At 60.3% G+C, this 13,175-nt stretch carries 10 protein-coding genes; 2 read left to right on the plus strand and 8 right to left on the minus strand.

The window, feature by feature from the left end:
* Positions 1-271: 271 nt before the first annotated feature.
* The 6 genes from F8D48_RS00850 to F8D48_RS00875 all read right to left on the minus strand — a co-directional run bounded on the left by F8D48_RS00850 (position 272) and on the right by F8D48_RS00875 (position 6,248).
* Complete coding sequence (locus F8D48_RS00850; protein ID WP_151429580.1) at positions 272-1,198, minus strand: anti-sigma-I factor RsgI family protein; 927 nt, start codon at positions 1,196-1,198, stop codon at positions 272-274.
* Complete coding sequence (locus F8D48_RS00855) at positions 1,195-1,716, minus strand: RNA polymerase sigma factor (protein ID WP_321194229.1); 522 nt, start codon at positions 1,714-1,716, stop codon at positions 1,195-1,197. Before F8D48_RS00855 ends, F8D48_RS00850 begins: the two co-directional genes overlap by 4 nt.
* Positions 1,704-2,291 (minus strand): hypothetical protein, encoded by a 588-nt coding sequence (locus tag F8D48_RS11760; RefSeq protein WP_205717300.1) that lies wholly within the window; start codon positions 2,289-2,291, stop codon positions 1,704-1,706. Before F8D48_RS11760 ends, F8D48_RS00855 begins: the two co-directional genes overlap by 13 nt.
* A gap of 117 nt (positions 2,292-2,408) precedes the next feature.
* Complete coding sequence (tyrS, locus tag F8D48_RS00865; protein WP_151429581.1) at positions 2,409-3,620, minus strand: tyrosine--tRNA ligase; 1,212 nt, start codon at positions 3,618-3,620, stop codon at positions 2,409-2,411.
* Between the two features lie 163 nt (positions 3,621-3,783).
* The gene (locus F8D48_RS00870) at positions 3,784-5,178 is read right to left on the minus strand and encodes an ATP-binding protein (protein WP_151429582.1); all 1,395 of its coding nucleotides are present in this window, start codon (positions 5,176-5,178) and stop codon (positions 3,784-3,786) included.
* 164 nt (positions 5,179-5,342) lie between these two features.
* Complete coding sequence (locus F8D48_RS00875; protein WP_151429583.1) at positions 5,343-6,248, minus strand: LysR family transcriptional regulator; 906 nt, start codon at positions 6,246-6,248, stop codon at positions 5,343-5,345.
* 172 nt (positions 6,249-6,420) lie between these two features.
* Here F8D48_RS00875 and F8D48_RS00880 point away from each other — a divergent pair, with 172 nt between their 5' ends.
* Positions 6,421-8,379 carry an FAD-dependent oxidoreductase gene (locus tag F8D48_RS00880; RefSeq protein ID WP_151429584.1) on the plus strand — a complete coding sequence of 653 codons (1,959 nt, stop codon included), beginning with the start codon at positions 6,421-6,423 and terminating at the stop codon, positions 8,377-8,379.
* A gap of 60 nt (positions 8,380-8,439) precedes the next feature.
* Positions 8,440-10,128, plus strand: coding sequence for an FAD-dependent oxidoreductase (locus tag F8D48_RS00885; RefSeq protein WP_240806158.1), 1,689 nt, complete (start codon positions 8,440-8,442; stop codon positions 10,126-10,128).
* A 149-nt stretch (positions 10,129-10,277) separates the two neighbouring features.
* Here F8D48_RS00885 and F8D48_RS00890 read toward each other — a convergent pair whose 3' ends face one another.
* Together F8D48_RS00890 and F8D48_RS00895 are read right to left on the minus strand one after the other, a co-directional pair.
* Positions 10,278-11,456: an ATP-binding protein gene (locus F8D48_RS00890; RefSeq protein ID WP_151429585.1), complete on the minus strand. Its 1,179-nt coding sequence runs from the start codon at positions 11,454-11,456 to the stop codon at positions 10,278-10,280.
* Positions 11,457-11,605: 149 nt separating this feature from the next.
* Complete coding sequence (locus tag F8D48_RS00895) at positions 11,606-13,000, minus strand: ATP-binding protein (RefSeq protein ID WP_151429586.1); 1,395 nt, start codon at positions 12,998-13,000, stop codon at positions 11,606-11,608.
* Between the last annotated feature and the right edge of the window lie 175 nt (positions 13,001-13,175).

A 13,175-nucleotide genomic window follows, 5' to 3' on the forward strand; every position in this document is an offset into this window, starting at 1 on the left:
CGCCCGAGAACTCGTCTCGGGCTCCATCCTCAGTATCCGGTTGTCAAGGTTCCGCGGGCCTCGCCCGCCGCCGTCTCTCGCGAGCGGCGCAAGGAAGTACTTTACAGGTCGGCTCCGGTCTTGTCAAGAACTTTTTTCGAAATTCTTTCGGAGCCGCCCCCCCGCCCGCGGCCCTGGGGTCCGGCGGCCGCGCCTTCCCCGAGCGCGGACTGCATATGATACACCGTCCGGCGGATCGCGCAAGGGGGGATTTTCGGCTTTTTTGGAAAAACTAATTTCCGTGGCGGCCGTGACCGCCGTGACCGCCTCCACGGCCCTGATGCGCACCGCTTCCGGAGGAAGCGATGGAAGCCTCGTCTCCCGCGCCTTCGCTGTGGCAGGCATCAATGTGATCGCGCAGCTGGCGCATGGACATGGAAGCGCAGTCTTCGAGCGTATAGGAGGGATCGAGCTCCATAAGTTCCTGGGCCGCCTGGTAGCGACCGACGCACAGGCCCACCTCTGCCGCGGCGTCGCGCGTGTCGGCGTCGGTGCGCTGACAGGCGTGCTCGCAGGGCATGGAGGCCATGGCGGCATCGCTCTGGGCCACAAGATCTGATCCCAGGCGGTCGTTCTCCGACACGACATTGATGTCGATGAAGGCATCGGCGTCAGCATAGGAGGCGAAAACCTCACTGGCCATGAGGGCATCGATCGCGTCCTTGTAAGAGCGATGCAGCACGGGCACCGCGTCAAGCACCGTGCGACCGTCATCGTTGAGGGCGTCGGCGCCGATGACCACACCGAAGGGGTTCACGGCCAGTTCGATGGCCGGGTTCACGTCGATATCCACATAGGCCGAAGGCGTCTGATAGACTCCGTAGACGCCGAAAGCTGCCAATACGAGCAGCAGGCACGCTGCCAGTGCCGTCACGAAACGAGCGCGCGGCCGGCGACGAAGAGGCGCAGACGCGACGGCTCCCCGGACCGGAGCTTCCGTCTCAGCGGGGGAAAGGGCGGGGAGCGAGAACGGGCTCGCCACCTCGGCTGCCTCGGCCTGCGAGGAAAGGCCAGCGCACGGCTGGGGGGAAACCACCCGACCGCCGCCCTCCTGGCAATGACGAGCCTCTTCAATGGCGGCGAGGGTGCGGGCACGCACGGGGGCGGGAAGATGCTGGGATTCGTAGGCTTCGCGCAGGCGCTGTTCGATATCGGTCATTGCAGAGCCTCCTTCAGCGTCTTCTTGCCGCGGGCGATCCAGCTGTAGACGGTGTTCACCGGGGCATCCATCATGGTGGCGATCTCAGGGGCCGTATAGCCCTCGTAAAGGGCGAGGTACACGGGGGTGCGGGGCGGATCGTCGAGGTTGTTCATGGCATCGAGCACCTCGGCGATACGGGAATCGGGCTGGACGGCGGGGTCGCTGGACACGGGAGTGTCGGCGGTGCAGCCCTCCGCCTCCAACGAAGGCGCGTTCCATGCAGCTCGTCGCTGCATATCGCGACAGGTATTGGTGGCGACGCGGATGAGCCACGCCTTACGATGCTCCTCGTCGGCAAAGGCCTTTTCGTCGGCGAGGGCGTACTTCAGAAACGCATCCTGAAAAGCGTCTTCCGCATCGGCAGAGCGGCACAGGGCATTAAGGCAGACGCGCCAGACGGTATCGCCGTGGCGCGTCATGGCTTGCTCTATGTCGTCAGCGGCCCGCACCGATCGGGGACAGCCTAGCGCATGCACCCGTGGCCGCGACCATGACCACCGCCATGGTGGCCGCGACCGCCGGTGCCGTTCTCGTAGTTGTCGCAGACATCGTTATCGTTGTCGTCCACGTAACCACGGCCACCGCCGTTGCCATTGCCAGCGCCATTACCGTTACCAGTACCGTTGCCGTAGTTGTCGCAGACGCCGTTGCCGTCGGCATCGACGTAGCCCGGGCAAGCGGCTCCAGTGGCACCGCAGCTGTCGCAAGCGCCATCGCCGTCGGCATCGACGTAGCCACCGCAGGCGCCGATGTGATTCTCGGGATGGTGATAGCCGTAGGCACGGGAAGCGTCCTGGCCCTCGGGAGCCGGCAGGGCCCCAGACTCGGGAACCGCCTCGGGCTCGGGGGCCTCGTCCGCCGCAGCGACCTTCTCGGCCTCGGCCGGAGCCTCGGGAGCTGGATTAGCCTTGGCCTGGGCGGCCGGCTTGGGAGCCTGGGCCGGGGCAATCGGCTCAGCCGCAGGGCTCGGAGAAAGCGTGGCAAACGCCACTGCCGGCACACACAGAGCCGCAACGAGCGCGATGATAATGGCGAATGTGGACTTCTTCATGGTTCAAGCTCCTCCTTGAGTTCTCTTCCGTCTCTGCAAGTAACACGATTCAGCCTTGCGAATCCTTGCAAGAAATTTGAAAACTTTTCGGAACGCCCGCTGCCGACGCGAGAAGGCCTACACGAGGCGGACGAACTTGCGCTTGCCCACCTGAATGACGGCCCCCTCCAGCAGGGCCGGCTCCACATTGTAGGCCTTGGGGGCCAAAGCCTCGCCGTTGACCTTCACGCCGCCCTGATCGATGAGGCTGCGCGCCTCGCTCACGCTGCTCGCGAGCCCCGCCTGGTGGATGAGGCGCGCCACATAGACGAGCCCCTCGTCGTTGGGGGTCAGGTCGGCGGCGAACTCGGCGATGTCCTCGGGGACGGCATGCTGCTTGAACACGAGGTCGAAAGCGGCCTCGGCCTCCTCAGCCGCAAGATTACCATGGTAGGCGGCCACGATGTTGCGGGCGAGCGCCCGCTTCACCTTGTTGGGATGCAGCTCATCGGCCGCCAGCCCCGCCTCGATGGCGTCAATCTCGTCGACGGACTCGGTGGAGGCCAGGCGGTAGTACTTCACCATAAGCTCGTCGGGGATGGACATGACCTTGCCGAACATGTCGGCCGGCTCGTCGGTGAGCCCGATGTAGTTGCCGTAGCTCTTCGACATCTTCTTCACGCCGTCGGTGCCCTCCAGAAGCGGCAGAGTGAGGCAGACCTGGGGCTCCATGCCCATTTTCTCCATGAGCTCGCGGCCGGCAAGCAGGTTGAACAGCTGGTCGGTGCCGCCGAGCTCCACGTCGGCCTTGATGACCACGGAGTCGTAGGCCTGCATGACCGGATAGAGGAACTCGTGCAGGCTGATGGATTGCCCGGACGTGTAGCGGTTGTGGAAGTCGTCGCGTTCCAAGATGCGTGCCACGGTGAAATTCGCCAGCAGCTTCAGGAGCTGCTCCATATCCAAATCGAGGATCCACTCGGAGTTGTAGCGCAGGACGGTCTTCTCCGGGTCGAGCACCTTGAAGGCCTGGTCGACGTAGGTTTGGGCGTTCTCCTGGATCTGCTCGCGGGAAAGCTGCGGGCGCGTGGAGTTGCGGCCGGACGGATCGCCGATGAGCGCCGTGCCGTCGCCGATGATGAGGGTCACTTGATGCCCCAGATCCTGGAACTGGCGCAGCTTGCGCAGGGGCACCGCATGGCCCAGATGGATGTCGGGGGCCGTCGGGTCGACACCGAGCTTCACGTTCAGCGGCACGCCGCGCTTGAGCTTCTCCAAAAGCGCCGCCTCCGGCACGATCTGTGCCGTCCCGGATTTGATGATGTGCAGTTGTTCCTCAGGAGTAAGCATGAAGCACCCGCTTTTCTCGTTTTCGCTGTACCAATATATAAGTGTAGGCGATTCTAGCACAAGAACGACGAAAGCCCTGCACCTCCAGCGGGAGTGGCGCCCTTTCACCGCAACGACAGCGCGCGATGCCCCTGCCGCGTATCACCCGAGCCCATCGTCCCGTTCACTCGAACAGCAGCACATTCGGACGCTGTTCGGCGACCTCGCGCAGCGCATCGCTGAAGCCGGCGATGCTGAAGAGGACGAAATGCTCCGCGCGATCGGGGTCGCCCCATTTCACGCGGCGGCTCTTCTCCTCCAGGACGGTCAGCACGTCGACGCCAATGGGGCCGTTCTTGAACTTGCACTCGCCGAAGACGATGGCGCTGTCGGCCTCCGAAAGTCCTACGATATCGATCTCCCCGTCCTTGGCGTCCCACCAACGACCCACCTTTTCCAGGAACATCGGCACGATTCCCTGGGCCGAAAGATCCCAGAGCTCCGCGCGGCACACGTCCTCGTAGACGTAGGCGACATGGCGATCGATGAAGCTCTTCTTCAGGCGGTCGAGCACTAACTCCCCATGACCCGATTCCAGGTAGCTCAGACCCGGCTGGACGAACTGGAACCAGAACTGGAGGAAGTTGTCCTTGAGACGATAGAGGCTCTTCTTGCTGTTCTCGGGATTCTTCTCCGTTACGGGCACTTCGCGCTCGATCATGTCCAGCGAAACGAGCGTCTTGAAATAGCGAGACAGGTGCGTTTGCGGCACTTCCAGGCGGCCCGCGATGGCACCGGCTTTCCGGTTACCCGCCGCAATCGCCTTGATGATGGAGAAGTAGCTGCCAATCTCCGACACCTCTTTCTGCAGAAGAAACGTCGGCTCGTCGAAGAGGAAGCTGTCGGGGTTGAGCACGTTGCGGCTGATGGCGCGATACACGTCCGATTCGTCCTCGAACAGCTCGATGTACTTCGGGACGCCTCCCGTCACGCTGTAGAACTCCACGAGCTCCCGCCGGCTCTTGCCCTCGAAGAAATCCCCATAGAAGCGAAACGGCAGCGGACGCAGGTGAATTTGCGCTGTGCGTCTTCCATACAGGGGACTCTCATAGTCGAGCACCTGAGCGCCCATGAGCGTCACGAGCGAGCCGCAGAGGATGACCATGACGTTGCGCTGGCCGAGCATCGTGTCCCAGATGCGCTGGAAGATCGAGGGAAACGCGCTGTTGGCCTTGCCGAGGTACTGGAATTCGTCGATAACGATGACGAGGCGCTCTTCCGGTGTGGCTGCCTCGGCGAGAAGGGCGAACAAGTCGTCCCATCTTTCAAACGAGGCCTGGGAGACAAGGGGGGTTTTCAGAAAATCCGCCACCATATCGCGAAAGGCCATGCGATTCTGATTCTCCGATTCCTCGGTGGCGAGATAGTACAGTGCAGGCTTATTCTTGCAAAACTCGTTGATCAGAGCCGTCTTCCCCACCCGACGTCTGCCGTAGACGACAACGAAGGAGGCCTCTTCTCGGCAGTATTCCCGTTCCAGGGTTTCTCTTTCGGACTGGCGATCGATAAAGCGACCCATGAAACCTCCCAGCTTGAACGCTTAATGCTCGCACTGCATGCTAGCATGCTTTCTAAAGAATTGGAAGATTATGCAGCAAAACATTATGTTGCGGTGCATAATGTTTTGCTACGCTACCAGCCACCATCAGCTTTCTGCCCGATAGGCCGATCGAATACGCATCATCAAAGCCTCCTAGAGTCGGCGAAATGCTCAGCCAGCTCCATGAACTTCACCACACGTTCACTCAGGTTGTCGGCTCGGTAGTAGAGACACAGAGGCAGTTGCGGCTCAGGCTCCGCAAAGGGCACCACCACGAGATAATCCCGATGCAGTCGCCCTACCGACTGCGGAGCCAACGTGAACCCGCGGCGTTCCAAAAGCGCCATCGCCAGTGTTTCAACCTGCCCCACATAGGTAATTTCCTCCGGCACGCAACCTGCCGCGACAAAGGGCGCGAGAAGCGCAGAATTCATGCGCTCGTAATCTCTTTCCTTGTTGCCGAGCAAAACGAGGGGCACCTCCTTCAGCACTTCTGGTGTCACTGCACCCCGACAGGCAAGCTCGCTGCCCTTCCAGATAATCGCCACAACCTGCTCGTGCGCGAAGGGGCGCATGGCGATGCGCCGATCCACATGTGTGGGGACAGCGGCGCCGAAGGCAAGGTCGCACTCGCCGCTTCCCACAAGCTCAATCCCCCGCTGAGGGCTATTGGACTCCAATTGAATCCCTGAATCGAAAGCTTGCTGGCCGGCGAAGAGAACCAGGGGCTCAATATAGCTGTCAAGCCAATAATCCGGACAGCTCAAGCGCAGAGGCGGCCGAGCAAACCGAATAGCATCAATAGCCTCAAGAGCGCTTTTGTAGCAATCATCCATTTGGCGAAAGTACTTTACGGCCACAGCGCCGGCCTCGCTCAGTTGCACCTCACGTGTAGTGCGATTGAAAAGAGGGACGCCTAACTCCCTTTCAAGAGCCGCAACGCGACGGCTGACCGTTGCTTGGCTGGAATAGAGGCGCCGCGCGGCCTCGGTATAGCTTAGAGTATCGGCTACGGCGAGAAAATCACGAAGATACTCTACGCAAAACACCTCTGCCCCTTTTCCATCCCCCCGATGTTTTCAACAACGCCTCAATTATACACTCTCTGCATAAATATCACTCCATACTGCAAGAATTTCCGAAGCTCCTCGCCCTCACAATACTGATCGAAGGCCGTCACACATTACGGCAAGAGACATCGGACACGATGGGAGGAACCCTATGGGGACAAAAAGAGGAGCAGATTTCAGTAGGCGCCAGTTTCTTCAACTTTCCGCCGTTATCTCAGCGGGGGCGGTAGCTTCTGGCTCCCTTGGGTGCGCACCGCGCGCTGAGAGCGACACCCTCAGCGACACCGGATCTGGGACCTCGACGACTTACGCCGAGGGAACGTACCGGGCAACATCATTCGGCAAGAAGAGCGATATTACCGTGGAGACGAACTTTTCCAGCGACGCTATCGAGTCTGTCGAAATTATCGATCACGGCGAGACGGAGCGCATCGCGCAAGCGGCCCTCGGCAAGCTCCCCGAGCAGATCGTCGAATTCCAGTCGCTCGGCCTTGACACCGTAACGGGAGCCACGCTCACCAGCATGGCCGTGCTGGACGCAGTGGCCCAGTGCGCAGAGCAGGCCGGCGGCGACGTCACCGCGCTCAAAACCGTCCCGGGTCCCGAAAAGTCGGGGGGATCGGAGGAGCTGGAAGGCGATCTTGTGGTCATCGGCGCCGGCATCTCGGGCATGGCGTGCGCCCTGGCGGCGGCCCAACGCGGCGCAAAGGTAATTGTGTTCGAGAAGTCTTCCAGTATGGGAGGAAACGCCCTAGTAAGCGGCGGTTTCATCGAGCATACTCAGGCGCCCGCCGAACTGCGCGTCGACACCAACGACGGTTATACCGACATCTTCCAAGAGATCCTACAGTTCAACTTAGACGCGGGCACCGACCCGTCAGTCGTCGAGGCCGTCCAGAAACAGTGGGACGACTACTACGAATCAGGCAACACCAAGCTCTTCAGCTCGCCCGAGTTCCTGGGGCTACAATTGCGCATGCTCGAGGGAAATACCTACGATTTTCAGCATACCTACGCCACCGACGTCGCCTCCGGCGTTGAATGGCTCAGCACCATGAACTACCCCTGGATGCCCCTTGTAGCCATTCCCGGATACTCGTGGGCCCACTTCTCCGGGTCGAGCGAGGACGTAAATGGCGAGGGCTACTTCAACACCTTCGAGCGCGAAATGGACGGGCTCGACCTCACCATCTTGTTCGCCACCGCCGCCGAGGAACTTCTCACCGAGGGGAAAACGGTCGTCGGCGTCAAAGGCACCTGCGCCGCCGACGGAACTACTTATACCGTAAAGGCGAAAGACGCTGTTGTCGTGGCCTCCGGCGGATATGCAGACAACCAGGACATGCTCAAAGAGCATGACAAGATGTGGCACTGGGACGAATTGTCCGCCTTCCATTGCGACAACAACTACGGTCACACCGGCGACGGCATCCGCATGGCCATGGAAGCCGGCGCTGCTTTTGGCGAGCTCGACTTCAACCAGATGGTCTTCCCCTTCGTGGATACCGTGCTCTATGCCACCGAGACCACCGTTGGAACAACCAACGAAAGCATCTATGTGAACAAAGCCGGCGAGCGCTTCTGCGACGAGGGAGGCAGCCGCACCGACATGACGATCGCCCTTATGAACCAAGAGAACGGCGTGGGCTTCCAGGTGGTCGATCACGACAGCGCTATGATCACCGACGGCCACACGCACACGGGCATGGACGTTGAGTACGCCATCGAGCGAGGCATTCTCTACCGGGCGGACACCCTCGAAGAGTTGGCGTCGCTCATGGGCGTCGACGAGAAGACCTTCTTGGGAACGGTCGAGAAGTACAATCAGATGTGCGACTCGCTCAACGACCCGGACTTCGGTCGTTCCAGCTTCGGGCCGAAGGCGCGCCTCGAGACACCGCCGTTTTACGCCTCGCCCCGCACGTGGGCCATGCACATCACTATGGACGGCGTCTCCACGGATTCCGAGCATCGCGCTCTCGATGCGAATGGCAACCCCGTGCCTAACCTTTACGTCGTCGGCGAGGCCGCATGCGGAGGCCGCGGCGTGGGCTCTCTTGGTGCCGGGCACTCTGTAGCGGAAGCGCTCTACGGAACCGCTACCGCCTAGCACCGCAGGCCCACCGATCAAAAGCAATCCCAACCGGACAATCATCGTTAGGAGACTATCGTGAGCACAGACCAAATACGAACATCACTCTCACGCCGCAGCTTTCTCGCCGGCAGCTCCCTGCTCGCCGCAGGTTCCCTTGCCAGCCTTGCGGGATGCGCGCCCAAGTCCGCCGAGTCAGCGAACCCCGATGAGGCACTTGCCGAAACCGGCGCCGACACGACCTCCCCGTGGCCCGGCGAGCCGCCCGTCATCAGCGACGACGAGGTCGTTGAAACCATCGAGACCGACTTCCTCGTCATCGGCGCAGGCACTGGAGGCCTGTTCGCCGCCTGCGCGGCAGGTGAAGCAGGCCTGGAGACGCTTGTCATCGACAAGACAAACGGCGGAGTCGTACGCGACGACATTGGGGCAGTGAACTCTCGCCTCCAGCAGCAAAGCGGCTACACCATTGACAAGCAGGCCTTTATGAAGGACATGTACCACTACGCCGCGGGACAGTGCAACATGGCCCTGCACCACGTTTGGTTCGAGCGATCGGGCGAAACGGTCGATTGGTACGAGAATCTTTTAGCCGAATACGGCATCACATTGTGGCATGAGCACGCCGAGGAAAAGAACGAGCCCAACTACCCGCACTGGGCCACGGGACATTCCCCCGCTTGGCCCGCAGACGGGTCACTGAATGGATTCGAGGTACTCAAAGACCATGCCGAGAAAACAGGAGCCGTCTCCTTTCGCTTCCAAACGCCTATGAGAAGCCTCATCATGGAGGACGACCGCGTCGTCGGCGCCTGGGCCGAGGGCGAGGAGGGCTTCATTCGCATAAACGCGCGTAAAGGGACTCTCGTGTGCACGGGCGGCTACGGGCGCAATGACAAGCTGATGAAGCAGCTCCAGCCCCACACCACGAGCATTTTCTCTTACAACTCAGCGCAGCCCGGTTGCGAGGGCGATGGCATCAGGGCCTGCCTGTGGGCCGGCGCGAAGATGGACGAGACCCATTCAAGCATGCTCTTCGATCGCTCCAGCGTCGCGCCCGACGCACTCGGAGGTATCGACAATACCGAAGGACAAGTCTTCTGGATGGGCTCCCAGCCATGGCTTAAGGTGAACCTCAATGGGGAGCGCTTCTGTAACGAGTCGGGAACCTACGACTACATTCTGCATGCCGACGCCTCCCAGCCCGGCAATATCCATGTGTGCCTCTGGGATGCCGATTGGATGACCTATGCCGAGCAATTCGATATGCACGGGTGCTCTCGCCTGTTCGAATTCGACAACGGGGCGCCGCCCAATTTCACGGCCGACATCGCGGCAGCCATGAACGACGGCTTGCTGGAGATGGGCCATATTCAACAAGCCGACACCATTGAGGAGCTGGCTGAAAAGCTCGGGCTGCCCGCCGATGCTCTCGTCGAAACGATAAACCGCAACAACGAGAACTACGACAACGGTAACGACCCCGACTTTGGCAAAGAGCCCTTCCGGCTTTCCCCCGTGCGCAAACCGCCATTCTACGGAGTGCGCACCACCGGCGCCATGCTTTGCACCATGGACGGCATTGTGGTGAACACTCACGGGCAGGCATTGCGCGCCGACGGAACGATCATCGAGGGGCTCTATGTCACCGGAAACGATTCAGGAGCCTATTATTCCATGACCTACCCCAACCTCGCCACGGGACACGCCTGCGGACGCACCGTCACTTTTGCGCGCATGATAGCGCAAGACATCGCGGCAAGTTAGCCTAGGCGCAAATCACCCTCCCCCCGCCGCCCCGGGTAATCTCGGGGCGGCGCTGTTTTCTCCCAATCTGTCGTTCGCGACCTGATTCGCAGCTGTCGCCACAACAGCGGTGCGGACAGGATCCCCGGCCGTCACGCACAAGGATTCCGCTACATTTCCTCGGCTCGCTCGATGTAATCAGCCATTCCGGGGACGGTGAAAGCAACGTAGCCTCGCTCCGGCGCGTAGATGAGACCATCGCGAATCAAACGATCACGTAGCACAGAGAGGCCATTCGCGCTCTTCTTCCCCATACGCTGCGCTATGTCACCGAGCTGAGAGGCGCCGTCGTCGATTGCCATGGCGCGCATAAACTCCTTGCCCTTCACGGTGGCACGGTCCCACCGTGAACGGTAAAGCCCTCGCGCCAGCTCCTCTCGCGCGAGCTCGATCCCCGCTGTCACTTCAACAACCGTGATAGCCGCAGGAGGCTCTATCTGCTCGCAAATACAAAACCCGCACTGCTGAATGAAATAGGGGTACCCAGCCGCCGCTTCAATCGCCGCGTTAAGCGCATCACTTTCCCAGCGACTTCCTAGCTCCTCCACCGGCTCGACATAAGCGGCCCTGGCAGCCCCAGCATCAAGCGTGTCCAAGGTGTAGAAGCGGTACATTCTTTCCGCATAGGTAGAAGCCTCGGCCAACACGGCCGGAAGCGTTGGAAGACCGGCCCCGACGAAGAACACCGGCACGGGCGCGCTTCCCTGACCGATATTGTGAAGCGCCACGTTGAGCGCCCGCAAGTCGTCGATGGAAGCTTCCTGCAGCTCGTCAATGCAGATAAGCACCGCCGTTCCCGCATCGCGGGCCGCCTCGCCAAGGGCTCCTAGGAGATCCCCTAAATCGAGAGAGAGGTCCCCCGAATCTGCATACCCCTTAGCAGGGTCGATGTCTATGCCAAACGAGTAGGCGCCGGAGGGATCAATCTTTAGCTGGAAAGACCGCAGGACGGCCAGCGCGTGCTCGAACGCGCGGCCTGTCAACCGTTCCGCGCTGCGCAAGCGCCTCAGCTCTACATAGATTGCCTGGGCGAGCTTTCTTGCCAGGGAGTCCCCTTTTGATGCCTCGACCCAAATGGCCACCCACCCTTGGGAACGGGCGAAATCATCCAACTCGCGCAGCAGCACCGTCTTCCCCATCCCGCGCAATCCGGAGACAATAACGGGGCGCATGCCTTCCGAGTCCTCGTAGACGCGGCGCATGTCGGTCTTGACGGACGAGGTCACTTTGCCACGACCTGCAAGATAGGGCGGCTTTCTACCGGCACCCGGATTGAACGGATTTCCCACTTCAATTTCCTTCTCTAACAAATTCTAAGTCAATCTAAATTTTCTTTTAGATTGGATTATAAAGTGTTAGAAAGCGAAGAGCAAGAGCGTTGTCGGGCGCTAGAAAATCGCTCTTATCGATTTAGCGACAGACAATCAGCTCTCGGATCTCAATCGACGAGAATTACGTTCGGACGTTGCTCGGCTATTTCACGCAAGGCGTCACTGAAACCGCTAATGCTGAAGAGAACGTAGTATTCCGCGCGATCGGAAGCGCTCCATGCTACCCGTCGGCCCTTCTCCTCCAGGGCGGTCAGCACATCGACGCCGATAGGGGCATTCTTGAACTTGCACTCACCAAGCACGATGGCGTTGTCGACCTCCGACAGGCCCACAACGTCGATCTCCCCATCACTGGCATCCCACCATCGACCCACCTTTTCCAGGAACACCGGCACCTCCCCCTGGGCCGACAAATCCCAAAGACGCGCCCGGCATATGTCCTCGTAGACATAGGCGACATGCCGGTCGATAAAGCTCCTCTTGAGGCGGTCGAGCACCATCTCGGCATGACCCGACTCCAGGTAGCTCAGACCCGGCTGCACAAACTGGAACCAAAACTGAAGGAAATTGTCCTTAAGGCGGTACAAGCTCTTCTTGCTATTCTCGGGATTCCGCTCGGTCACGGGAACCTCCCGCTCGATCATATCGAGCGCGATCAGCGTCTTAAGGTACCGCGACAGATGCGTCTGCGGCACTTCCAGGCGCGTCGCAATGGCGCCGGCCTTCTGGTTGCCCGCCGCAATCGCCTTGATAATGGAGAAGTAGCTGCCAATCTCCGACACCTCCTTCTGCAGCAGAAACGTCGGCTCGTCGAAGAGGAAGCTGTCGGGATTGAGCACGTTACGGCTGATAGCGCGATACACATCCAACTCGTCTTCGAACAGCTCGATGTATTTCGGCACGCCCCCCGTCACGCTGTAGAACTCCACGAGCTCGCGGCGGTTCTTGTTCTCGAAAAAGTCGCCGTAAAAGCGAAATGGCAGCGGTCGCATATGAATTTGCGCCGTGCGCCTTCCGTACAGCGGGCTCTCGTAATTGAGCACTTGGGCGCTCATGAGCGTCACCAACGAGCCGCAGAGGATTACCATGACGTTGCTCCGGCTGAGCAGCGTATCCCAAATACGCTGGAAAATGGAGGGGAACGCTTTGTTGGCCTTGCCGAGGTACTGAAATTCGTCGATGACGATGACGAGCCGCTCTTCCGGTGTGGCTGCCTCGGCGAGAAGGGCGAACAAGTCGTCCCATCTTTCAAACGAGGCCAGGGAGACAAGGGGGGTTTTCAGAAAATCCGCCACCATGTCGTGAAAGGCCATGCGGTTCTGGCTCTCCGATTCCTCGGTGGCGAGATAGTACAGTGCAGGCTTATTCTTGCAAAACTCGTTGATAAGGGCCGTCTTCCCTACCCGGCGTCTGCCGTAGATGACGACGAACGAGGCCTCTTCGCGGCGATACTCTCGCTCCAATGTCTCCATCTCGGAGTCGCGATCGACAAAACGGCTCATGCGCCCTCCCAGCTTACCTACCCAATATCGCAGATAGCATACTAGCAGGTTCGTCAGGAGATGAGAAGATTATGCAGCGAAACATTATGTAGCTGTGCATAATGTTTCGCTTGTTGTATACGGGGCGACAGATCTTGCAGTTCGGGGCATGGGGCCGGGGCGTGGGATATTGTCG

It is taken from the genome of Adlercreutzia muris, assembly GCF_008831045.1.
GTDB lineage: Bacteria > Actinomycetota > Coriobacteriia > Coriobacteriales > Eggerthellaceae > Adlercreutzia > Adlercreutzia muris.

Coding starts and splice junctions, on each gene's coding strand:
- F8D48_RS00850 (WP_151429580.1), bottom strand. CDS start 1,198: ATGACCGATATCGAACAGCGCCTGCGCGAAGCCTACGAATCCCAGCAT.
- F8D48_RS00880 (WP_151429584.1), top strand. CDS start 6,421: ATGGGGACAAAAAGAGGAGCAGATTTCAGTAGGCGCCAGTTTCTTCAA.
- tyrS (WP_151429581.1), bottom strand. CDS start 3,620: ATGCTTACTCCTGAGGAACAACTGCACATCATCAAATCCGGGACGGCA.
- F8D48_RS00870 (WP_151429582.1), bottom strand. CDS start 5,178: ATGGGTCGCTTTATCGATCGCCAGTCCGAAAGAGAAACCCTGGAACGG.
- F8D48_RS11760 (WP_205717300.1), bottom strand. CDS start 2,291: ATGAAGAAGTCCACATTCGCCATTATCATCGCGCTCGTTGCGGCTCTG.
- F8D48_RS00895 (WP_151429586.1), bottom strand. CDS start 13,000: ATGAGCCGTTTTGTCGATCGCGACTCCGAGATGGAGACATTGGAGCGA.